At 58.4% G+C, this 21,955-nt stretch carries 24 protein-coding genes; 13 read left to right on the top strand and 11 right to left on the bottom strand.

All coding sequences use genetic code 11. The features are described from left to right. Positions 1 to 25: 25 nt before the first annotated feature. The 4 genes from ABNH18_RS11215 to ABNH18_RS11230 all read right to left on the bottom strand — a co-directional run bounded on the left by ABNH18_RS11215 (position 26) and on the right by ABNH18_RS11230 (position 3,709). Positions 26 to 700, bottom strand: coding sequence for a type 1 glutamine amidotransferase domain-containing protein (locus ABNH18_RS11215; RefSeq protein WP_349382890.1), 675 nt, complete (start codon positions 698 to 700; stop codon positions 26 to 28). Positions 701 to 779: 79 nt separating this feature from the next. Continuing rightward, entirely contained in the window at positions 780 to 1,937 is a 1,158-nt protein-coding gene (locus ABNH18_RS11220) for an iron-containing alcohol dehydrogenase (RefSeq protein WP_349382891.1), read from the bottom strand. Positions 1,938 to 2,043: 106 nt separating this feature from the next. Continuing rightward, on the bottom strand, positions 2,044 to 2,652 hold the full coding sequence (gene curR / locus ABNH18_RS11225; protein ID WP_349382892.1) for a TetR family transcriptional repressor CurR: 609 nt from the start codon (positions 2,650 to 2,652) through the stop codon (positions 2,044 to 2,046). Between the two features lie 34 nt (positions 2,653 to 2,686). Continuing rightward, on the bottom strand, positions 2,687 to 3,709 hold the full coding sequence (locus ABNH18_RS11230) for a hypothetical protein (protein WP_349382893.1): 1,023 nt from the start codon (positions 3,707 to 3,709) through the stop codon (positions 2,687 to 2,689). 155 nt (positions 3,710 to 3,864) lie between these two features. Between ABNH18_RS11230 and ABNH18_RS11235 the strand changes: the two genes are divergently transcribed. The 3 genes from ABNH18_RS11235 to ABNH18_RS11245 all read left to right on the top strand — a co-directional run bounded on the left by ABNH18_RS11235 (position 3,865) and on the right by ABNH18_RS11245 (position 7,067). Further along, complete coding sequence (locus ABNH18_RS11235) at positions 3,865 to 4,785, top strand: glutathione S-transferase family protein (protein WP_349382894.1); 921 nt, start codon at positions 3,865 to 3,867, stop codon at positions 4,783 to 4,785. 11 nt (positions 4,786 to 4,796) lie between these two features. Further along, the gene (locus ABNH18_RS11240; RefSeq protein WP_349382895.1) at positions 4,797 to 5,012 is read left to right on the top strand and encodes a VF530 family protein; all 216 of its coding nucleotides are present in this window, start codon (positions 4,797 to 4,799) and stop codon (positions 5,010 to 5,012) included. Positions 5,013 to 5,270: 258 nt separating this feature from the next. Continuing rightward, complete coding sequence (locus tag ABNH18_RS11245; protein WP_349382896.1) at positions 5,271 to 7,067, top strand: N-acyl-D-amino-acid deacylase family protein; 1,797 nt, start codon at positions 5,271 to 5,273, stop codon at positions 7,065 to 7,067. Between the two features lie 47 nt (positions 7,068 to 7,114). On the opposite strand, the gene ABNH18_RS11250 is transcribed toward ABNH18_RS11245, so the two are convergent. Then, a complete protein-coding gene (locus tag ABNH18_RS11250; protein WP_349382897.1) occupies positions 7,115 to 8,005 on the bottom strand; it encodes a haloalkane dehalogenase in 891 nt (296 codons plus the stop codon). Positions 8,006 to 8,114: 109 nt separating this feature from the next. Next, the gene (locus ABNH18_RS11255) at positions 8,115 to 9,068 is read right to left on the bottom strand and encodes an aldo/keto reductase (protein ID WP_349382898.1); all 954 of its coding nucleotides are present in this window, start codon (positions 9,066 to 9,068) and stop codon (positions 8,115 to 8,117) included. Positions 9,069 to 9,342: 274 nt separating this feature from the next. Here ABNH18_RS11255 and ABNH18_RS11260 point away from each other — a divergent pair, with 274 nt between their 5' ends. Continuing rightward, entirely contained in the window at positions 9,343 to 10,239 is an 897-nt protein-coding gene (locus tag ABNH18_RS11260; RefSeq protein WP_349382899.1) for a recombination-associated protein RdgC, read from the top strand. A gap of 179 nt (positions 10,240 to 10,418) precedes the next feature. Here the strand turns inward: ABNH18_RS11260 and rloA3 are convergent, their stop codons facing one another. Beyond that, positions 10,419 to 10,985, bottom strand: a complete 567-nt coding sequence (rloA3, locus tag ABNH18_RS11265; protein ID WP_349382900.1) for a retropepsin-like aspartic peptidase RloA3 — start codon at positions 10,983 to 10,985, stop codon at positions 10,419 to 10,421. Between the two features lie 249 nt (positions 10,986 to 11,234). Here rloA3 and ABNH18_RS11270 point away from each other — a divergent pair, with 249 nt between their 5' ends. From ABNH18_RS11270 to ABNH18_RS11295, 6 genes are all read left to right on the top strand, one after another. After that, positions 11,235 to 11,948: an alpha/beta hydrolase gene (locus tag ABNH18_RS11270; protein ID WP_349382901.1), complete on the top strand. Its 714-nt coding sequence runs from the start codon at positions 11,235 to 11,237 to the stop codon at positions 11,946 to 11,948. Further along, positions 11,945 to 12,160 (top strand): DUF1653 domain-containing protein, encoded by a 216-nt coding sequence (locus ABNH18_RS11275; protein WP_349382902.1) that lies wholly within the window; start codon positions 11,945 to 11,947, stop codon positions 12,158 to 12,160. Before ABNH18_RS11270 ends, ABNH18_RS11275 begins: the two co-directional genes overlap by 4 nt. 208 nt (positions 12,161 to 12,368) lie before the next feature. After that, entirely contained in the window at positions 12,369 to 13,721 is a 1,353-nt protein-coding gene (locus ABNH18_RS11280; RefSeq protein ID WP_349382903.1) for a DEAD/DEAH box helicase, read from the top strand. Between the two features lie 275 nt (positions 13,722 to 13,996). Further along, positions 13,997 to 14,614 (top strand): paraquat-inducible protein A, encoded by a 618-nt coding sequence (locus ABNH18_RS11285; protein ID WP_349382904.1) that lies wholly within the window; start codon positions 13,997 to 13,999, stop codon positions 14,612 to 14,614. Beyond that, positions 14,604 to 15,128 (top strand): paraquat-inducible protein A, encoded by a 525-nt coding sequence (locus tag ABNH18_RS11290; protein ID WP_349382905.1) that lies wholly within the window; start codon positions 14,604 to 14,606, stop codon positions 15,126 to 15,128. The genes ABNH18_RS11285 and ABNH18_RS11290 overlap by 11 nt, the downstream gene beginning before the upstream one ends. After that, positions 15,115 to 15,957: a PqiB family protein gene (locus tag ABNH18_RS11295; protein ID WP_349382906.1), complete on the top strand. Its 843-nt coding sequence runs from the start codon at positions 15,115 to 15,117 to the stop codon at positions 15,955 to 15,957. The genes ABNH18_RS11290 and ABNH18_RS11295 overlap by 14 nt, the downstream gene beginning before the upstream one ends. Before the next feature lie 163 nt (positions 15,958 to 16,120). Here ABNH18_RS11295 and ABNH18_RS11300 read toward each other — a convergent pair whose 3' ends face one another. The 3 genes from ABNH18_RS11300 to ABNH18_RS11310 all read right to left on the bottom strand — a co-directional run bounded on the left by ABNH18_RS11300 (position 16,121) and on the right by ABNH18_RS11310 (position 18,589). Beyond that, positions 16,121 to 16,873: an SDR family oxidoreductase gene (locus tag ABNH18_RS11300; protein ID WP_349382907.1), complete on the bottom strand. Its 753-nt coding sequence runs from the start codon at positions 16,871 to 16,873 to the stop codon at positions 16,121 to 16,123. Between the two features lie 183 nt (positions 16,874 to 17,056). Continuing rightward, positions 17,057 to 17,734, bottom strand: coding sequence for a histidine phosphatase family protein (locus ABNH18_RS11305; protein WP_349382908.1), 678 nt, complete (start codon positions 17,732 to 17,734; stop codon positions 17,057 to 17,059). A 3-nt stretch (positions 17,735 to 17,737) separates the two neighbouring features. Then, on the bottom strand, positions 17,738 to 18,589 hold the full coding sequence (locus ABNH18_RS11310; protein WP_349382909.1) for an SDR family oxidoreductase: 852 nt from the start codon (positions 18,587 to 18,589) through the stop codon (positions 17,738 to 17,740). A gap of 106 nt (positions 18,590 to 18,695) precedes the next feature. Between ABNH18_RS11310 and ABNH18_RS11315 the strand changes: the two genes are divergently transcribed. Then, positions 18,696 to 19,628, top strand: coding sequence for a LysR family transcriptional regulator (locus ABNH18_RS11315; RefSeq protein WP_349382910.1), 933 nt, complete (start codon positions 18,696 to 18,698; stop codon positions 19,626 to 19,628). 112 nt (positions 19,629 to 19,740) lie between these two features. Here the strand turns inward: ABNH18_RS11315 and ABNH18_RS11320 are convergent, their stop codons facing one another. Further along, a complete protein-coding gene (locus tag ABNH18_RS11320) occupies positions 19,741 to 20,220 on the bottom strand; it encodes a winged helix-turn-helix transcriptional regulator (RefSeq protein WP_349382911.1) in 480 nt (159 codons plus the stop codon). A 116-nt stretch (positions 20,221 to 20,336) separates the two neighbouring features. On the opposite strand from ABNH18_RS11320, the gene ABNH18_RS11325 reads away from it, so the two are divergent. Continuing rightward, positions 20,337 to 21,062 (top strand): SDR family oxidoreductase, encoded by a 726-nt coding sequence (locus tag ABNH18_RS11325; protein ID WP_349382912.1) that lies wholly within the window; start codon positions 20,337 to 20,339, stop codon positions 21,060 to 21,062. A gap of 297 nt (positions 21,063 to 21,359) precedes the next feature. After that, entirely contained in the window at positions 21,360 to 21,947 is a 588-nt protein-coding gene (locus ABNH18_RS11330) for a 2-hydroxychromene-2-carboxylate isomerase (RefSeq protein ID WP_349382913.1), read from the top strand. Positions 21,948 to 21,955: the final 8 nt, after the last annotated feature.

Genomic DNA, 21,955 nt, shown 5'->3' on the forward strand with positions numbered 1-21,955 from the left:
AATGGCGCCCCTTTTTTGGCTGTTGTTACGACAACAGACTCAGGAGTGCTTTGGCTCCGGCTTCCGATGAGGCCGGGTTTTGTCCGGTCACCAGATTGCCGTCGGTCACCACATGACTGGCCCAGTCGTCGCCTTTTTCATAGACACCGCCGTTGGCCTTGAGCATGTCTTCCACCAGGAAGGGAACGATATCGGTGAGCTGCACGCCCTCTTCTTCACCATTGGTGAACCCGGTGACGTTGCGGCCTTTGACCAGCGGTTCGCCGTTGTAGAGGCTGTGACGAAAGATCCCCGGCGCATGGCAAACGGCACCGATCGGTTTGCCGCTATTGTTGAAGGTTTCAATCAGGGCAATAGAGGTGGGATCTTCTGCCAGATCCCAGAGTGGGCCGTGTCCGCCGGGATAAAAAATCGCATCGAAGGGTTGGCCATCCACATCTGCGAGCGGGTGGGTATTGGCCAGAGCGGATTTGGCCTCGTCATCCTGAGCAAAACGATCGGTGGCAGCGGTTTGCGCATCGGGAGCGTCACTTTTGGGATCCAGTGGCGGTTGGCCTCCTTTTGGCGATGCCAGTGTGATGGTGGCGCCGGCATCTTTGAAAACGTAGTAGGGCGCGGCAAACTCTTCCAGCCAGAAGCCGGTTTTCTCGCCAGTGTCGCCGAGTTGGTCGTGTGAGGTGAGAATCATCAGAATGTTCATGGGAGCTCTCCTTCGGTCATTGTTGCGTCACCCTTGAAAGCAGGGTGACGCTGTACGAAAAGGGTTCGTTGGCCATTCGTTACAGGCTGGCCTGTAGCACTTGGCGGCATACGGCAGGGGTCACGTCGTTGTGTTCACCCAGGGCGGTCATGCCATGTTGTTCCAGGCTGCTAATAAGCGGATCGATATGCTCTGCCGCTAATTGGTAATCCCTCAGCCGGGTTTTTACTCCCAGGCTTTCGAAAAAATCACGGGTTTTTTCAATCGCCGCATCCGCCTTCTCGTCATCACTGCCGTGTTGGATCGCCCACACCCGTTGCGCGTACTGCACCAGTTTGCCGCGCTTGGCGTCTTTGCGTTCGGCCAGCATGGACGGCAGGACGATGGCCAAGGTTTGTGCATGGTCCAGGCCGTGTAGGGCGGTGAGTTCATGGCCCAGCATATGGGTGGCCCAGTCCTGGGGTACGCCGGAACCGATCAGGCCATTGAGGGCCAGGGTGGCGACCCACATCAGGTTGGCGCGCACCTCATAATTTTCCGGCTCCGCCAACGCCTGTGGGCCAATTTCAATCAGTGTTTGCAGCAGGCCTTCGGCGAACCGATCCTGCACTGGCGCATTGGCCGGGTAGGTCAGGTATTGCTCAACAATATGAACAAAGGCATCGACCACGCCGTTGGCGACTTGCCGGGGCGGCAGGGTGAAGCTTTTGGTGGGGTCGAGTACCGAGAATTGCGGAAACACATGCTCGCTGTGGAAGGGCAGTTTGGCCTGCAGGGATTTGCGGGTCACCACGGCGCCTTTATTCATTTCTGAGCCGGTGGCCGGCAAGGTCAGCACCGAGCCGAAGGGCAGAGCGCGCCGAATGTTTGTGCCGCCCTTGAGCAGAATGTCCCAGGCATCGCCTTCAAACAGGGAGGCGGCAGCAATGAATTTGGTGCCGTCGATCACGGAGCCACCGCCGACCGCTAGCAGGTAATCAATGTTGTCATTCTGCACCACGGTTACCGCTTTCATTAGCGTTTCAAAGCTGGGGTTAGGTTCAATGCCGCCAAACAGCTGAACGCTGCGGTCGCCCAGCGCGGCTTCCACTTCATCCAGGGTGCCGGTGCGGCGGGCGCTTTCGCCACCAAACAGAATCAGCACCTTGGCGTCGGCGGGGACCAGGCTATCGAGAGCGGCAATTTTCCCTTCGCCGAAGGCGATGCGGGTGGGGTTGTAGAAATCAAAGTTGTTCATGGTGCGCTATCCTTGATTAGTGGCATTTAAATAGACCGGTCGTCTATATTTGATGGGTAAAAAAGCCCGCTCAATAGCGGGCATCGTTGTTTTCAGTGTTGGTGGGTCAGCGTGACAGCATGCTCTGGGTCAGAGTCATTGCCTGATCCATGGGCTGCGCATTGCGGTGCAGCTTGGTTAGCAGGCTGGCGCCCAACCACAGCTGATACAGGTTAGCGGCGGTCTGTTGGGCTGGCTGAGGGGGCAGAGAGCCATCGGCAATGGCGGCGTCGATGCAGTCGGCAATGTGTGCCATCACATGCTCAGTGCCGTCCCTAAGGGTGATGCGCATGGCTTCGGACAGGTCTGCGACTTCGGCGCTTAGCTTTACCACCAGGCAATCGCGCAGGCCGGCGGGGCCACAGTAGTTTTCCTGCCAGCCCTGCCAATAGCCCATCAGCCGGCTAATGGCGGGAGTGCCGTCATCGCTGAAGCGGGCCTCCAGATCTTGCACGTAGGTGGCAAAATAATCTTCCAGTAAGGCTTGGCCGAATTGCTCTTTGGACTGGAAGTAATGATAGAACGAGCCTTTCGGTACGCTGGCGGCTTGCAGGATGGCGCTCAAACCGACGGAGCTGAAGCCGCGTGCAGCCAGAATATCGCGGCCCGTATCCAGCAGGTGCTGGCGGGTGTCGCGGTGTTTGTCGGGCTGACGTGTGGCGGTTTGTGCATTCATGGGCGGCACTCTAACACTTAATTAGACCGGTCGTCTAGTTCTGCGGCAGCACCGCGGGTTTGTCCATAAACAGGGCGGTGCGGATCAGGTCCACATAGATCTGCTCCTTGCCGCCATGGCTGAGCAATGAAAGGACCTCGCCGTTGTTCAGGTTCAACTGAATCTGGCTATTCAGGAAGCTGCGCTCGCCGGTGGTCAGTATCTGGTTGAGCTGAATAGACTCCACCTCCCTGAACGCAATAGTGCGCGGCCCATCGGGCAGTGTGATGCGCTGTTCGCGACGATCGATTCTGGCCTGGCTGGTGCTGGAGGCCAGTAGGTACAGGCCGACCAGAGTGAACGGGATCGACAGCATCAGGCTTTGTGTCATGCCGCCCCATTCCAGTTGCTGAAACGGCGTATGGGCAGCCATCAGTGCGTCGTAGAGGAAATACAGCTCGACGATAAGCCCGCCTTGCGGCGCAATAAGAAAGCTCAGGCCCATGGCGCTGAGTATGCCGCTGCGCTTTACCTGTAGCCGGTCGGTCTTCACGGCCCGGATGCGTCCGGTCACAAAGTTGCTGGCATTACGGGTCGGGGCCGTTGTGTTGCGGTGGGCGCCGGGATCGAGCCTGAGCGAGGGAATGTCCTCGGGGCGGCTGGCGAGCCAGTGTTGCTCTTCCTTGTTCAGCGCATTACCGGAGCGCGTCACTATGCCGAGCCCCAGCCCGGCAAGGGCAATGAGCAGCACCAGGTTGCCCACCCAGGTACGCAGAAAGCTGCGTTGCAGCCGGGAGACGCCGGAATGCTGCGTAGCCAGTATCTTGTCCAGCCCGTCGAGGGTTTTCTCCAGGTGGGCAATCAACCAGCGGTCATGGTCGCTGAGCGTGGGTTTGGCTCGGGTTTGCGCAATGCGATCACTGATTTCTTGCTGCTTTTGTTGTTGCTTGAGCAAATTTTCCTGCATGCGGATTACGGCTTCTTGATGCATGCGCCAGTGGTCCTGGGCGGTGGAGATGGCGCCACCCATAACAAGGGCGATAAAGAGGGCAATCAGTAAACCGTAAATCCATTTCATTATCGGCAGGTCCGTCGGCAACGAAGCATCAAAGAGCAAAGAGTTGCGTATATTACAGGGTTGCCAACGCAAGGGTAGCGCAATGGATGCTTGACCTTGACGCGCCGGGACATGAGGCTTGCCGCCATACGGATTATTTAATTCAGGATGCTTCAATGTCAGAACTGATTCTGCACCACTACACGCTATCACCGTTTTCCGAGAAGGCCCGCGCCATGCTGGGTTATGCCGGATTGCAATGGCAGTCGGTCACTGTGGCAGAAATGCCGCCACGCCCGCAGCTTGCTCCTCTGGCCAGTGGCTACCGGAAAATTCCGGTAGCGCAGATTGGTGCCGATGTCTTTTGTGATACCCGCACCCTCAGCCGCGAAATCGCCCGGCTGGGCAACAAGCCCGAGCTGGTGCTGGAGAACTGCAGCGACGAGGTCCAGGCCTTTGTCAGCGAAGTAGATCTGCAGATTTTTCTCGCCTCCATTGTGACTGCGGGGAATTTCACCTTGCTGCGCCGCGTGCTGAAAGAATCGTCGTTGATGGATCTGGGGCGCCTGCTGCTCGATCGGATCAAGATGGGCAGCAAATCCAAGGTCAAAGCCGATAGTCCCCGTGAAATGCGCCGTAAGGTCGCCGCGCACCTGGACCGCATGGAAGCTATGCTGGAACAGGATTTTCTGTTTGGCAGCACACCTAATGCGGGGGACTTCTCGGCATACCACAGCCTCTGGTTTCGTCGCGATCTGGCCGGGCGCAGCATTGCCGCCAGCCATCCGAAGCTTGAAGCGTGGATGAACCGGATGCAGGCGTTTGGTCAGGGAACACGCAACGATATCAGTGCTGACGATGCGCTGGAGATTGCCCGCCAGGCTGCCCCTCGCGATTTGCCGGAACAGGTGGAAAAGGCGCCCTTGCTTGGCCAAATGGTGCGTGTCGCCCCGTCGGATTATGGCCGTGACCCGGTGCTGGGCGAGCTGTGCTATTGCGATGCCGGTACGCTGGTGGTGCGCAGGGACGACCCGGTGGTGGGCCAGATTCAGGTGCACTTCCCCCGCGACGGCTTTGCCCTGTCGAAAGCGGACTGACGGAGACGCCAATGAGCCAAGTAAATAATCCGTTGCATGGCGTCACCCTGGAAACTGTGGTGACGCGTCTGGCTGACCATTATGGCTGGGAAGCGTTGGGCGATCGCATTCGTATCAATTGCTTCATCAGCGATCCGTCGGTGAAGTCCAGCCTCAAGTTCTTACGCAAAACGCCGTGGGCCAGAGAGAAGGTGGAAGCGTTATTCGTGGACACTTTTTCCCAATAATTCGTCTCAATCTAGCGGATAAGGTAGGTCGAATTAGCCTAATAGCGTAATCCGACATGAGGCGATGCATCGAGTGGCGCGGGAAAATTTCGGGCCACGCCTAACTGGTCCGGTAATGCTTTGCTTGTCCCTGATTAACCAATTCCTGTCGCGTAATGGCCGGGTGCTGTTCCCGCGCCCGCTCTATGGTTGTTAAAGGCTGGCGCCCGTGTGCGCCATTTTCCGTGCCATTCAATAACAACACCGCGGCGGAGCATCATGCAGCAATACGTTTACGACATCGTGATCAATCATGGACAGTTTTTTGATGGCAGCTGCCGTGACGGCAGCATCCGCCACCTGGGTATTCGTGATGGGCGTGTTGTCACCATCAGTGACGTGCCGTTGCCGGACCGTGCCGCGCCCAGGGTGTATGACGCCACTGGGCAATGGGTGACCCCCGGGTTTCTGGAAACGCACAGCCACTATGATGCAGAGGTGATTGCGGCGCCGGCGCTCAAAGAGTCCGTGCGTCATGGGGTGACCTCGGTGCTGATCGGTTCCTGTTCCATCAGCATGATCAATGCCCAGCCGGAAGATTGCTCAGACCTGTTTACCCGGGTGGAAGCCGTGCCCCGTGAAGCGGTGTTGCCGATTCTCGAAGAAAAGAAAACCTGGCGGGATGCTAGCGGCTATCGTGCCTTTTATGACGCCCTGCCACTGGGGCCCAATGTGGGGTCTTTTGTGGGCCATTCCGATATCCGCGTGGCGGTGATGGGCCTGGAGCGGGCTACCTCGCCGGAAAAACCCAGCGAGCAGGAGCTGCAGCAGATGGAGTCCTTGCTGGAAGATGCGCTGGATGCGGGCTGTGTCGGCCTGTCTCTGATGACCACCCGGCTGGACAAGGTGGATGGCGATCGGGCCTGGTCACGTCCCTTGCCGTCTACGTATGCACGGTGGAGTGAATTTAAACGACTATTCAAGATTCTGCGTCGCCGTAATGCGGTCATGCAGGGCGCGCCGGATGCGGTAAAAAAAGTCAACGTGGTGCGTTTTTTGTGGCAGGCCCACGGCCTTTTTCGTCGGCCCATGAAGTGCTCGATGCTGACGGCCCTGGACCTGAAGTCCAACCCGTGGCTTAACGTGGTCACACGTTTGAGTGGCTTTGTGGCTAACCGGTTCTTGCGTGGCGATTTCCGTTGGCAGACCCTGCCCGCGCCGTTCACCCTGCATCTCAGCGGGTTGAATGTGAACGCCTTTGAAGAGTTCTCTTCTGGTGAATTGCTGCGCGACTACAAGGATGAAGATGCCATGTACGCGAAGGTGGATGACCCGGACTTTCGCAAGCTGTTCAAAAAGCACGTCAATGCCCTGTTCACCAAGGGGCTGTGGCATCGTGACTTCAGTGATTGCTGGGTGGTGGATTGCCCGGATGCGTCCCTGATTGGGAAAAACTTTGAAGAAATCGGGGCGGTTGAAGGCAAGGATGCGGTGGATGCCTATTTCGATCTGGCGGTGCAGTACCGTAATGAGCTGCGCTGGAAAACCAATTACGGCAATCACCGACCGGAAATCATGCACAAGTTGCTGGCGAGCCCGTATACCCATGTGGGCTTTGCCGATTCCGGCGCACACCTGGAATCTATTGCTCAGTACAATTTCCCGTTGCGCTTATTGAAGTATGTGCGCGATGCGGAGGAAGCCGGTTTGCCCTTTATGAGTGTGGCAGAAGGGGTGAATGCGGTAACCGCCGACCTCGCGGACTGGTTTGGTTTGCAGGCGGGTAGCTTGCGTCAGGGCAGTCGGGCAGATGTGGTCATCGTGAATCCGGAAGGGCTCACCGACGAATTGGACGAGGTGAGCTGGGCGCCGCTGGAAGGCACTTCGCTGAATCGTTTGGTGAAGCGTAATGATGATGCCGTGACCGCGACGATTATTAATGGTCGGGTGGCCTATGATCGTGTTCAGGGGTTTGACGAGAGCCTGGGGCGAGATCGGGATTTTGGTCAGTTCCTGCCAGGGATGGACGTACAAACCCGGGCGCGCAGCGCCGAGCCCGGCCTGCAAACCGCCTGATCGCCGCCCATTGTGGGAGCCAGCAGGCTGGCTCCCACGCAAAGGGTTTAGTCGATCCCTTTCAGCAAGTCATTCACTGCCTGGGCAAACTGCACTGGGGAGTCTTCCTGCAAGAAATGCCCGCCCACCAATGTCTGGTGCGGCTGCCCCTTGGCGCCGGGAACGCGCTCTTGCATGTATTTGTCACCACCGCGGGTAATCGGGTCGCCGTTGCTAAAGGTGGTCAGGAATGGTTTCTTCCATTGCTCCAGCGCCTTCCAGGCGGCACGGTTGGCTCCCGTGGCCGGGTCGTTCGGCGTTACCGGTACCAGCTTGGGGAAAGCCCGAGCGCCGGCCTTGTATTTGCTGCTGGGGAACGGCGCCTCGTAGGCGCGGATTTCATCCGGGCCGAGCTTACGGAAAGTGGCGGTGTTAACGATTCGGGAGATCGGCAAGACTGGGCTGTGAATGGCGAAGGCTTTCCAAATATGGAAGGCCTTGGGGGCCTGTTGGTCCCCGGTAGGCAACATACCGTTGCCCACCGCAATGGCGCGGAAACGGGATTCATTCTCTGCGGCCATGCGCAACCCAATCAGTGAGCCCCAGTCCTGACACACCAGGGTGATGTCGGTGAGTTCCAGTTGGTCGAGCAGGGACTTCACCCAGTCCATGTGGCTTTGGTAGCTGTAGGCGTTAATGTCCGTGGGTTTGTCGGATTTGCCGAAACCGATCAGGTCCGGGGCAATCACCCGGTGGCCCGCCGCAGCGCAGATCGGAATCATGTGCCGATACAGATACGACCAAGTTGGCTCCCCGTGCAGCATTAGAATGGGCTTGCCATCAGCTGGCCCCTCATCCACGTAATGCATGCGTAATCCGCCCACGTCCAGGTAGTTGGGTTCGAAGGGGTAGTCGAGCAACCGCTCGAAGCGGGAATCCGGGGTGCGCAGGTAATCCATGGCCGATCCTTTTCAGTACTGATAACGGAGTGTCCGTTAGGAATACCAGTAGATGCCGGGTTCGGCCATGTCGTTACAGGACAGTCTGTCTTTTCTTTAGGGTACGCGCTTATTCATCCCATAGATTGGCAATGGTGTAATCACTGCCGGGCTGTGCCCAGAAGCCGCCGTCCACGTAGCGGCGGTGCTTATCCAGGGTGCGGATGGCATCCATGTCCGCGTCACTGAGTGACAGTTCGGCGGCGGCCAGATTCTGCTTCAGGCGCTCCGGATTCACGGACTTGGGGATCACCACGGTGTCGCGGTGCAGTGCCCAGCTGATTAGCACCTGTGCCGGGCTGGCGCCATGGCGGTCAGCGATTTCCTGAATGATGGGGTCTTCCAGCAATACCGGCTCATCCTCGGCTTTCATGCCGGCGGGGCGATCGAATGATCCCAGCGGAGAATAGCCGGTGAGCGCGATCCCTTGCTCCTGGCAGAAGGCCAGCATGTGGTTCTGTTGTAGATAGGGGTGCAGTTCAATCTGGTTCATGGCGGGCTTGTAGCGTGCCTTGCCAATCAAATCCTTCAGCTTTTTTACACTGAAATTCGACACGCCGATCTGCCGCGTCTGGTTGTTGTCCACCAGTGCTTCCATGGCCGCCCAGGTGGTTTCCACCGGCAGGTCGTTCAGTGACACCATATCGTCGGCGGACCGGGGGAACGGCACGCCAGGCTTCAGGGCCACCGGCCAGTGCATCAGGTAAAGGTCCAGATAATCCAGCTGCAAGTTGCGCAGGGTGGTTTCCAGTGCAGGCTGAACATCGTCCGGGGCATGGTCGCTGTTCCACAGCTTCGAGGTGATCCACAACTCTTCGCGCGTTACCGTCCCGGCGGCAAACACGTCACTCAGGGCCTGGCCGATTTCCTCTTCGTTGCCGTAAATATGGGCGCAGTCGATGTGACGGAAGCCCGTTTCAATGGCGCTCTTCACGGCCTTGTACACCTGGCCGGGTTCCGATTTCCAGGTGCCCAGGCCGAGCATGGGCAGGGTGTCGCCATTATCGAAGGTCAGCGTTTTCATGGTTTGCTCCTGTAAAGCGTACGACCCCCGGCTAGCTTGTGGCCGCCGGGACGGGAAACAATCTGCAACCCTACTACAGGGACTTTGCACCCCCCTGTTGGGTTCCCGTTGAATCCTTGCTCGATTCTCCGCAGGGTTCTCTTTCCTGATTCTTGGCCCCAGTGGTTTCCCTGCTTGAGCCGCCCCCGGCATTTCGCTACTGTGGCCGACCGGCGTTGGCCACCCTCATTATCGGCAGTGCCTTTTCTCACTGCCCCTGCTTTTGGAAAACTCTATGTGGATCAAGAACCTGACTGTCTTTGTGGGCGAAGAAGCCTTCCCCTGCTCCGTGGCCGAACTGGATGAGATTCTGGATCAGAACCGCTGCCAGCCGTGCGGTTCACAGACCGAACGCACGGAAGGCTTTGTGCCGCCTCTCAAGGGGCAGGATCCCATGGCCTACGCGGTGGACGGGTTCATTTTCTGCACCTACCAGGAAACGGCCCGTCTGCTGCCTGGGCCGGTGATCAAGGAGCTGCTGGATGAAAAAGTGGAGCACATCCAGCAGGAAGAGGGTCGCAAGGTGGGACGTAAGGAAAAGGCGGACCTGAAAGAGCAGATTACCTTTGAACTGATGCCGCGGGCGTTCACCCGCTCACGGCGCACTTCGCTGCTGATCGATACCGAGCGCAAGCGGGTGATGGTGGATTCTTCCTCCGCCAGTCGCGGCGAAGAAGTGATCGCCTGCCTGCGTAAAGCCATCGGCTCCCTGCCTGTGGCGTACCCGGCGCCGAATTCTGCCCCCTACACCAGTTTCAGTAACTGGCTGCGCGATACCAAGCTGTTGCCGGAAGGTTTCACACTGGGTGATCGCTGTGAACTGAAGGGCGTCAAGGACGAAGGTGCTGCGGTGAAGTTCACCGCCGTGGATCTGGGGCAGGAAGAAATCCTCGCGCACCTGGAAACCGGCATGGTCGCCACCCGTATCAATCTGGCGTGGCAGGATTCGTTGGAATTGGATATCAACGAAAAGCTGGAGATCAAGCGCATCAAGCCGCTGGATCTGCTGCAGGAAAATATCGATGCGCTGGATGCGGAAGACGCGGTAGCAGAACTGCAGGCGCGCATCAGCTTGCAGGGCAAGGTACTGCGCGAAGCGCTGGACAGCCTGTACGGCTATTTTGAGGTTTAAAAGAGACGCTTCACGCTGCATGCATCAGGCAACACTCATTACGCAACAACGCGAAGAGTGTGATCTTGTTCAGCAACGCCGTGCCCGCGCTAAAGGTTTTTGCGCGGGCACGGTCTTGCAAGCCCCAAGAGGGTTAACCCGCGTTGTTGCGTGGTGCGTCAGGCGTGAGGCATCTTGCGTTAGTCATTAATATCCTCATCGTCCTGTTGATCCTTATCCAGCTTCACCGGTGAATTCTCATCACACTGTGGTGATTGCTGAAAGGTCTGTGTCACGTCCAAATAGCCCAGGTGGGAAATGGTGCGACGACCCAGCAATACCGGGTAATTCATGTCGGAGCGGTCGTTCAGGGTGAACTGTTCTTCGTACACGGTATTACCCATGCACACCTTCATCAGCACAACCGCCCGGCGCTCTGTGCCGCCGGCACCACGAATGGTGACCTTGCGGTAGCGAGGCTTCTCGAAGGTTTTTTCCACTTTTTTGCCGGTGTGCTGGTCTTCGACGTTCACGGTAAAGCGTACCCAGTCGTCACCGTCTTTTTCAAAACTTTCTACATCTGTGGCATGCAGGGAAGAGGTGAGCGCGCCACTATCCAACTTGGTTTTTAATTCCACGCCCCAAGGCACCAAGGTGGATTTTTCCACCCAGCCGAATACTTTTGGACTGTCCGGTGATTTGGCCACGGCCAAGCCTGTGCTGCTTAGCAGTGAGGCGGTAATGAAAGCGATGAGTCCTTTTTTCATGGGCGCTCCTTGTGCGTGAAAGCCTTGTGCGGAAAACGGAGGATGCCATTTCGCATCCTGTTGGCAGGGTATGACTGTGTTCGCCGCCGACTGTTCCCCGGCAAATCATTGACTCTCTGGCTGTAGACTGCCGCCAGTCAGCCATCCCCGACCCTTATGGACAGGTTACCATTGTTGCAAATGCGCCGTTGCCGGCAGGGTGTTGATCCTCCTTGCCCAAGGCGCCGGGAAAAGGCCGGAGGGCCAGAAATGACAATAACGATTGCACCACCATCTATCAGGCTGTTGCTCGGCGAAAGCCGCGCCGCGTGGGCCTATGGGCGCTATTTGCTGCGCGGGCTCGGCCATCGTGAGCTGCCACGGGGCAAGGGCCAGCCCGTGTTGATTTTGCCGGGTTTTGGCGCCAGCGATGTCAGTACGCGGCCATTAAGAAAGGCGCTGAGCAGCCTGGGCTATAACGTCTACGGTTGGGCTCAGGGCACCAATCTGGGCATGAACAGCAAACGTAAAAAGCTGTTAGTTACGCAGTTGCAGGCGATCAATACCCGCCATGGGCAGCCGGTGGCGCTGATCGGCTGGAGTCTGGGCGGCGTGTTTGCCCGGGAGCTGGCGCGGGCCTTCCCGGATCAGGTGAGTCAGGTATTTACCCTGGGCAGCCCCATCAATGGCGACCCGGAGGCCAACAACGTCTCCACGCTCTTCAATCTGTTTAACCCGAACCGCCCGCCGGCGGACCGGGATGCGTTCAATCAACGCATAGCGGCGCCGCCGGTGCCGTGCACGGCCATCTTTACCCGTGAAGACGGCATCGTGGCCTGGCAGTGCAGCCAGGAAGAGGAGGGCCCCATGACAGAAAACGTGGAAGTGCAGGGGACCCATGTGGGGCTACCCTGGAACCCGCTGGTGCTGGCGGCCATCGCCGAGCGGCTGCCCCGCACCCCGTTACCCGGAGAATTGCCATGAGTGACCTGAAGCCCGGCCGCTACCGGCATTTCAAAGGTAATGAGTACCAGGTGATCGGTGTGGCGACCCATTCCGAAAGCGGTGAAACCGTGGTGGTCTACCACCCGCTCTACGGCGATCAGGCCCTGTGGGTGCGCCCGTTGGCCATGTTCACCGAAACCGTGGACCGCGACGGCAAGGTGCAGCCCCGTTTTGCCCGGGTGGGAGACTGAGTTGAAAGTGGAAAGTTAAAAGTTGAAAGGTGCGGGCAGGGCACTTGGTGGGCTGGTTGGCGGAGCCCCGGTTCAAGCTATGTGGCCAGCGCGAAGCAATAACCTCTCCGGCTGAGAGGTGCGGATCACCGCGTTTCAACTTTTAACTTTGAACTTTAAACTCCCTCGGATGCTACAATGGCCGCCTTATTCATGGAGTTAGCCTGTTATGTCTTCGTTTGCCGACCTGAACCTGCACGAGCGCCTGGTCAAGGCGCTTGGCGAGCTGGAAATTACCACCCCGACCCCGGTCCAGACGGCAGCGATTCCGGCGGCGCTTGAAGGCCGTGATTTACGCGTAGTGGCCCGCACCGGCAGCGGTAAAACCGCAGCCTTCCTGCTGCCCATGTTGCATCAGCTGCTCCAGTATTCCCGCCCGCGTACCGATACCCGCGCCCTGATCCTGCTGCCGACTCGTGAGTTGGCCCAGCAGACCCTCAAGCAGGTCGAGGCGTTGGGCCGTTACACCTTCATCAAGGCGGAACTGCTGACCGGCGGCGAAGATTTCAAAGTGCAGGCCGCCAAGATGCGCAAGAACCCGGAAATTCTGATTGGCACTCCGGGCCGCCTTATCGAGCATCTGGATGCCGGTAACCTGCTTCTGCAGGACCTGGAAATGCTGGTGCTGGATGAATCCGACCGCATGCTCGACATGGGCTTCAACGACGACGTGCTGCGTCTGGCCGCAGAATGCCGGCCCGAGCGGCAGACCCTGCTGTTCTCCGCCACCAGCGGCGGTAACGCCATGGAGAATATGATCAGCAGCGTACTCCGTGATCCCAAATCGCTGGTGCTCGATTCCGTGCGCGACCTGAATGAATCCGTTAGCCAGCAAGTCATCACCGCCGACGACGTGAAGCACAAGGAACGGCTGGTGCAATGGTTGCTGGCCAACGAAAGCTACGAAAAAGCGGTGGTGTTCACCAACACCCGCGAACAAGCCGACCGGCTTGGCGGGGTGCTGGTGGCCTCCAACCTGAAAGTGTTCGTATTGCACGGTGAGAAAGACCAGAAAGACCGCAAGCTGGCCATGGATCGCCTCAAAGCCGGCGCCGTGAAGGTGCTGGTCGCTACCGACGTGGCCGCCCGGGGGATCCACGTGGATAACCTGGATCTGGTGATCAACTTTGATATGCCCCGCAGTGGTGATGAATACGTACACCGCATTGGCCGTACCGGCCGGGTAGGCGGTGAAGGCACCGCGATTTCCCTGATCGCCGCCCATGAATGGAACCTGATGGCGAGCATTCAGCGTTACCTGCGCCAGAATTTTGAATACCGTTTGGTAGAAGCCCTGCGTGGTAACTTCCTGGGGCCGAAAAACCTGAAGTCCAACGGCAAGGCCGCCGGTAACAAAAAGAAAAAAATGAAGAAGAAAGAAGATGCCAAGAAAGGCATCAAGAAATCCGGCGCCAAGAAAAAAGCGGCTAAGCCCAAACGCAATGCCAAACCGCCCACCCAGGATACCAAAGGCGGTTTCGCCACGGTGAAACGCAAGAAGACCCCGGGGCCACTGGATTGAGACGCTGCACGCGCCACGCTTCACGCAACAGCGCGAAGCGGAGCCGTACAGGTTTCGATAGGTGAGAGGCCGCGCCCTTATTCCGGGCGCGGCCTCTCACGTTTATAAAACGGCAAGCCTTGATCGCGTTGTTGCCTGCAGCGTGTCGCGTGATGCATCTCTTTAAAACTCCGTAAAATTCCAGCGCCCTTCACGTTCTTTCGGCGCTTTTGTCGTCATTCTGGTACGGTTATTCCAAGGAGGTGGCTGTGCCGGAACACAGGGAAGGGAAGTCCATGTCTGCTGACGCACTGCAGTGCCCGGATTGCGGCACTTCGCTTGCTGTGCCTTCCCGCCGTGCCCGTGGTGCCTGGCGCTGTCCCCGTTGTGATTCCCAGCTCAGTGGCGCTTGGGCGTTGCGCCCCGACTCCCTGCTTGCTCTCACCGTCGCCACCGCCGTGTTGTGGTTACCCGCACTCATCCTGCCGCTGATGCGTCTGGAGAATCTCGGCCTGGACCGTCAGGCCAGCCTTCTCGATTGTGTATTGCGGCTCATGGAAGGCGTTTATTTCCCTGTCGGTATCCTGCTGTTGTTTACCTTGGTGGTGATGCCGTTACTGAATTTGTTATCGGCAGGGCGATTGTTGTGGGCGGCCCGTGCGGGCAGTCAGTCGGCGGTGTTGCCGGACCCCTTCTGGATGAAGATTTACCGGCAAAGCCGGGAATGGGCGATGACCGATATTTTTCTGCTCGGCATCCTGATTGCCATGACCAAGCTGGGCGATATGGCCACGGTGACCGCGGGGCCGGGCCTGTTTTGTTTGGTGGTGGCCGTGTTGTTGCGCCTGATCGTTGAAACCCTTGCACAGCCGGATCAATTGCAGCGATTGCTGGAGGCGCGCCATGGACACTAAGGCGCTGCCCGGGCAGCAACAGGCCCTGGCGTGGTCGTTATTGATCGCCGCCATGGTCTGGCTGGTGCCGGCCAATGTGCTGCCGATCATGGCCGTCACTGACGCCGGGAGTGGTAAGGCCAGCACCATTGCCGATGGCATCTGGCAACTGTTCGAAGCCGGCATGCCGGGTATCGCCATTATCGTTTTTGTGGCCAGCCTGCTAGTGCCGTTTTTCAAGGTGTTGGTGCTGGCGGTCATCTACTGGCGTGTTCCCCACGAAACTAATCCGTTGATCAGCACCCGCGCTTATCGGTTGGTGTACTGGATTGGCCGTTGGTCCATGCTGGATGTTTTCGTGGTGGCGTTGCTGGCGGCGGTGGTGGAATTTGGCAACTTGGCAACGGTGAAGCCAGAGCCGGGTATTTTGGCTTTTGCCCTGGCGGTGGTGCTGACTATGTTGTCCGCACACGCTTTTTCTCCCCAACAATTATGGATTAAAAAAACGGACGGAGCGGATCATGGAGACGCCTGAAGTGAAACATTCCCGCTGGCCATCGCCAATTTGGCTGGTGCCACTGATCAGCCTGCTGGTGGCTGGCTGGTTGCTGTACGACCAACTGTTGCAGCGGGATGTGCAGATCGAAATTACCTTTGAAAACGGCTCCGGTATCAAGCCGGGGGTAGACCTGCGTTACCGGGGTGTGCCGGTGGGGAGTGTGGATGAAATAGTGCTTAGCGATGACCTGAAGCACGTTACCGTCCACGCCAGCCTGAATCGAGACGCAGAAAAACTCGCCCAGGAAAAAAGCCGCTTCTGGATTGTGGAGCCGGAACTGGGCATCGCCGGAGCGCGAAATCTGGATACGCTTGTCTCAGGGAAATACATTGCTGTGGAGCCCGGGGAAGGGGAGCCCAAAAAAGAATTCGAAGGGTTGGAAACACCACCGGAACAACAGCCCAATTTGGGCTTGAAGGTGACCTTGGTGGCTAATGAGTTGGGCTCCCTAAAGAAAGGCCGGAAAATTTATTACCGTGATCTTCAGGTCGGAACTATCGGCGAAAGCGAGCTTAGTCAGGATGGCCGTTTCGTTGAAATTCAGGCGATCGTCGAGCCGAAGTACGCAAGGCTCGTACGCAGCAATACCCGCTTCTGGAATAGCTCCGGCCTCACTGTTGATGTTGGGCTATTTAAAGGCGCGGAAGTGCAGGCCAGTTCCCTGGAAAATTTACTGCGCGGCGGTATCAGCTTCGCCACCCCGCCAGAAGCGGGTCCCCTGGCCAAGGCTGGAGAGCGGTTCGATCTTTACCGGCAGGCGGAAGATGATTGGCGCGAATGGGCGCCAATAATGAAGTGGAAATAGCTGCAGCACGTAACACGCTTCACGGGAGAACACGGAACAGAGTTTTAAGCGTTTGAAACGCAAGAGGCCGCGCCCAGAAATGGGGCGCGGCCTCTTGTCTTTATAAAAACATCAAATCATCATCGCGTTGTTGCGTGAAGCGTGTCGCGTGCAGCATCTCTTCTTACATGATTTTTCCGACCATCCCCAGCGGCAGGTTGCGCATAGCGAAACCGATTGGCCCCCAGGGCCAGCCGGGAACGGACGCGTTTTTGCTTTCTTTCTCGATGGCTTTCACCAGTGCCTTGCAGCCGGTTTCGGTGTCCACCAGGAACGGGGTATTTTTCACTTTTTCGTTGATCTCGGAACGAATAAAGCCCGGGAAAATAGTGGAAATCTTGATGGGGGAGTCTTTCAGCTCCATTTGCAGGCCTTCCGCCAGCATGGCTACGCCGGCCTTGGTGGCGGCATAGGTGGTCAGGTTTTTCTTCATGCCGCGCATGGCGCTCATGGAGGAAATCATCACGAGGTGGCCACTGTTCTGGGCGCGGAAGATTTCCATGGCCGCTTCCGTCTGTGCCAGGGCGGCAACGAAGTTGGTTTCAGCGGTTGCCCGGTTGGCATAGAAGTAACCGGTGCCTAGCGGTTGGCCTTTGCCCATGCCGGCATTAATGATCACGCGGTCGATGCCCGCCATTTCCGTGCGGAAGGCATCGAACACCGCAAACACCTGGTCGTAGTCGTTCACGTCCAGCGGCTTGATTAACACCTTGATGCCGGGGTGTTTCTCTTCCAGCTCGGCCTTCAATGTTTCCAGCCGATCCATGCGCCGGGCACACAGCGCCAAGTTGCGGCCCATGGCGGCAAACAAACGGGCCATGCCTTCGCCAAGACCGGAGCTGGCACCGGTGATTAGAATGTTATTGCGTGTCGGCATTATTGTCTCCGCTGAAGGTTGTGTTGTTCGCATGGGGGTGAGTTCAAAGTTGAAACGCGGCTCCCTCGCGTAGCCAGCTATAAGCCCTGTCGCCGCGACTCGAGGATCAGAATCGCGGGTTGGGTCGTTCCGTTTTGCAGGACCCGTCCCGCGCTTTTCAACTTTGAACTTTCAACTTGCAACTCATCGATACGTCACCTGCTCGCTGGGCAAGTGCAGGTGTTCATTTACTGACACTAGCCGCAACTTGCCGGCATTCACAAGCACGCGGGTCACACTGGTGTTGATCAGGTTCCGGTTATAGGTGATCAGCGCTTCCGCATCCAGGGCCATCAATTGCTGGATGATGACACTGATGGCGCCGCCGGAGGTAAACACCAGGGCGCTGTCGCCGCTGCTCAGGCTGTTGCCCAGGCTGTAGGTGCTGGCCAATACCCGCTCACGAAACGCGGGCCAGGTTTCACTGTAGTTCCCTTCGCCGCGCTGCCAGCGACGCAGAGCCTGTTCAAAGCGAGCCTGAAACACCTTGCGAGGTTGTTCCTGCTCCGCCAACCAGGCGGTGAGCGCAGGGCGGTCGGTGGCCAGGGGCCAGTCAACGGCCAGCAGCTCTTCATGGTTGTATTCATTAAAGCCGGTGTCGGTATGCCACTCTTTCGGCAGGCCCAGCTCACCCAGGGTGGCCTCCGCGGTTTCCCGGTGGCGGCGCATGGTGCCGCAGATCGAGCGGGGAAAGCCTAAGGACTGGTTCTGCAGCGCGCGGCCCAGAATACGGCTTTGCTCCCAGCCCGGCTCGGAAAGCTGATCGTAATCATCCTTGCCGAAACTGGCCTGGCCGTGACGAATAAGATAAATCACCGGCATAAATTAGTGCTCTTTTTTCTGTTCGCTTTTTTCCAGTTTGCGCTGCAGGCGTACTGCGCCCTTCAACATGATGCGGTTGAACACGAACGGCATAAACCGTTTCATCCAGTAGGCCCGGCGACCGCTCTTGTGAGGCAACAAAAAGAATTGCTGTTTGGTCACCGCCTGCTTGATCATTTCAGCGATCTGGTCGGCATTGAGCTCGTCACTGGAAAGCAGCTTGTCCACGGTTTCGATCATGCCGGGTTCCGGGGTGCGCATGGACTCGTGCAGGTTGGTACGGAAAAAGCCGGGGCATACCACGGTGGTATGAATGCCGTAGGGGGCTAGCTCGAACCGCAGGGTTTCCGACAGGGAAATCACACCTGCCTTGGTGACGTTATAGCTACCCATCACCGGCGCGTGCAGCAGCCCGGCCAGGGAGGCAATGTTGACGATGTGACCGTTGCCCTGGCGCTTCATCATCGGCACGAACACCTTGCAGCCGCGCACCACGCCTTTCACATTGATATCGAAAATCCAGTCCCAGTCGGCCATGTCGCCACGGTCGATGCGGGCGGCGCCGGCCACCCCGGCATTGTTTACCAGCACATCCAGGCCGCCCCAATTCTGCTCCAGCCACTCGCGAGAGTTATTGAAGCTGGCCGCGTCGCGCACATCCAGATACTGGAATTGCAGCTCGCCGGGCAGGTCTTTCAGCGCGGCCAGGGTCTCTGCGGCGCGTTCCTGGTTCACGTCGCCGATCAGGACGCGTGCGCCATCGCGCAGCCAGGCTTCGGCCATGGCGCGGCCCAGCCCGGAGGCGCCGCCAGTGATGAGGACGCGCAGCGGTGAGGTCGTAGAGGGTGTGCTCATAGTCTGTCTGTATTAAAAAAATGAATGATAGATGCCCATTGACCGATGCTAGAGACCGGGTTTCAATAAATCCAATGAATCATTGAAATAATTCTGGATAAGTTTCATGCATGTTTCGCGGTTTGATCTCAACCTCTTCGTGGTCTTCGATGCCATCTATACCGAAGGCTCGCTGACCCGCGCCGCCAAGGTGCTCAACCTGACCCAGCCGGCGGTGAGTCACGCGCTGGGGCGCCTGCGTGATCGCCTGGGCGACCCATTGTTTGTCCGCCAGGGCAGCCGCATGGTGCCCACCGCCAGGGCCCGCGCCATGGTCAGCCCGGTGCGCCATGCGCTGGGCGGGTTTCAGCGCTGCCTGAGTGAAGAGGGCGGTTTTGATGCCAGCGAGGCCGAACGCACCTTTGTGCTGGGCCTGCGCGATGGGCTGGAAGGGCGACTACTACCGGCGCTGATGAACCAGTTTATGGATGAGGCGCCCGGCGTGAAGTTGCAATCACTCACGGTGAGCCGCCGGCAAATGGCCACCGAGCTGGCCAGCGGCCGGCTGGACTTGGCCTGCGACGTGATGCTGGCGCTGCCGGAAGCCATCGAGCATCAGGCGGTGCTGCAGGGGCCGTTGGTGGTGATGATGCGCGAATCGCATCCATTGGCCCAAGGCATGGACCTGCCGGATTATCTGGCCGCTCAGCATGTGCTGGTGTCGTCCCGCCGCGAAGGGCCGGGGCTGGAAGATTTCGGTCTCGCACGGCAGGGTTACCGCCGGCATATTCGCTTGCGCTGCCAGCACTATCAGGCGGCGCTGAGCACCGTGCAGCAAACCGACCTGCTACTCACCATGCCCGCTAGCCTGGCCGGACAGTTGAGCCGCCAAGGGCTGGTGCTGAAACCCTTCCCTGGTGAGCTGCCCGGTCTGGAAATGCACCTCTACTGGCACCGTGACCAGAGCGCCGATCCGGCGCATAGCTGGCTGCGCCAGCGGGTGCTGGCCCTTCTGCAAACCATGCAAAACGACATCGAATTAAGCTCGCCTTCTGCATAGGCTCCATGTCGGGTTACGGCTACGCCTCTCTGTGCCCTTGGGTAAACTCGACCTACCTGAAGCGTGGTCGAGTAGGTCGAATTAGCCTAAAGGCGTAATCCGACAAACCCTCTTAACCCGCCTTGGTCGGCAACAATGCCCCGGCCCAGTGCGGGTTCTCTTCCAGACGAATGTCTTGGGGCTCCACGCTGTCGCCGCAATGGCTGCATTGCAGTTTGGCCACCAGCGGTTCGCCGCATTGGCGGTGCACGCGCACCAGCGGTGGGCCGGCTTCGTCGGCCAGGTATTTGTCGCCCCATTGGGCGAGGTGAGCAATCACCGGGTACAGGTCGCGGCCCATGGCGGTGAGCCGGTATTCGTGGCGGAGGGGGCGTTCCTGGTAGGCAACTTTCTCCAGCACGCCGCCGTCGGCGAGTTTACGCAGCCGATCGCTGAGTACATGGCGGGTCACGCCTAGCCGTTGCTGGAAATCATCAAAACGGCGCACCCCAAGAAAGCAGTCGCGCAGCACCAGCAGCGTCCAGTTATCGCCAATAATGGCCAGCGAACGGGCCAGTGAGCAGGGCTGTTGGTCGATGTCTTGCCAGCGCATAGTAAACCTCCGGGAACATTTTCTGATCATACCCGCTTGACGAGTTCCTAAAAAGAACCGACTATCAGTTCCTAATTGGAACTTACTTGTTGCCTTGATAAAGAACAGGAGGCCCCATGCCTGAATCCGCCGTAGTCGTGATCGGTGCCGGTGATGCCACCGGCGGCGCCATCGCCAAACGCTTTGCCCGCGAAGGCTACACCGTCTGCGTCACGCGCCGCAGCATCGATGCTTTGGCGCCGTTGGTGCAGGAAATCGAAGCCGCCGGTGGCAAAGCCCGCCCGTTTGGCTGCGATGCCCGTGATGAAGAGCAAATGGTGGCGCTGTTCGACACCATCGAAAAAGAGGTAGGCCCGGTGGAAGTGGTGGTGTTCAACATTGGCGCCAACGTGTTCTTCTCCATTCGCGAGACCACCGCCCGGGTGTATCGCAAGGTTTGGGAAATGGCCGCCTTTGCAGGCTTCCTCGCCGGCCGGGAAGCCGCCCGCGTCATGGCGCCGCGTAACAAGGGCACCATTATCTTCACCGGCGCCACCGCCTCCCTGCGTGGCGGCAAGGGCTTCTCCGCGTTTTCCGGCGCCAAGTTTGCTCTACGTGCTTTGGCGCAAAGTATGGCCCGGGAGCTGGGGCCGGAAGGGATCCACGTGGTGCACCCAATCATCGATGGTGCCATCGACACCGCCTTTATCCGCGATAACTTTCCGGCCAAGTATGCCCAGAAAGAACAGGACGGCATTCTTAACCCGGAACACATCGCCGATGCTTACTGGATGCTCCACCAACAACCCCGCGACGCCTGGACCCACGAAATCGACCTGCGCCCGTGGATGGAGGCCTTCTAAATAACCGACAACGCTTCACCGTAAGAGCGTGGCGCAGCGAATAACGTTGCTCGGGGTGCGTGGGTTGAGTTGAAAGTTCAAAGTTGAAAGTTGAAAAGCGCGGGATGGATCATGATGTTCTTTTATGCCGTGCCCGCGATTCAAACGGTTTGAGCGCGAAACCAAGACCTTTGAGTGATATAGGGCGGATTTCGCGTTTCAACTTTGAACTTTCAACTTGTAACTGCTTTTAATCGCGCCGCCTACCCGCAGGGCACAGAGAGCGACGCCAACAATAATCTTTGAAAGGAAAAACCAATGAGCAAAAAAATTGAATTTCTCTTCGACGTGGGCAGCCCCACTGCCTACCTGGCGTGGAGCCAGCTGCCTGCCCTTTGTGAGCGCACCGGTGCCGAGCTGGTTTATACCCCGGTGTTGTTGGGAGGTATCTTCAAGGCCATTGGCAATAAAGCCCCCGGCACCATTCCCGCCAAAGGCATGTACATGATGCGCGACCTGGCTCGCTACTCCGCGCGCTACCAGGTGCCGCTCACCATGAACCCACACTTCCCGGTGAACACCATCACCCCCATGCGTATCCTCACCGCTGCCACCGGCACCCCGGAGCAGGGCACTATTGTGACGGCCTTCTATAACGCCATGTGGCGCGAGCCGTGCAACCTGTCGGACGTGAACGAAATCACCCGCGTGCTCAACGAGGCGGGCCTGGATGCGCAAGCCTGGCTGGACAAAGCCGCCAGCGACGAAGTGAAAGAACAGCTCAAAACCAACACTGAGGCCGCCATCAAACGCGGCGTGTTCGGCGCGCCGACGATGTTTGTGGGCAATGAAATGTTCTTCGGGCAGGACCGGCTGGATTTTGTCGAGGAAGAGGTGAAAAAATAGCTGCAAGC

It is taken from the genome of Alcanivorax sp. (genome assembly GCF_040118815.1).
Taxonomy (GTDB): Bacteria; Pseudomonadota; Gammaproteobacteria; order Pseudomonadales; family Alcanivoracaceae; genus Alcanivorax.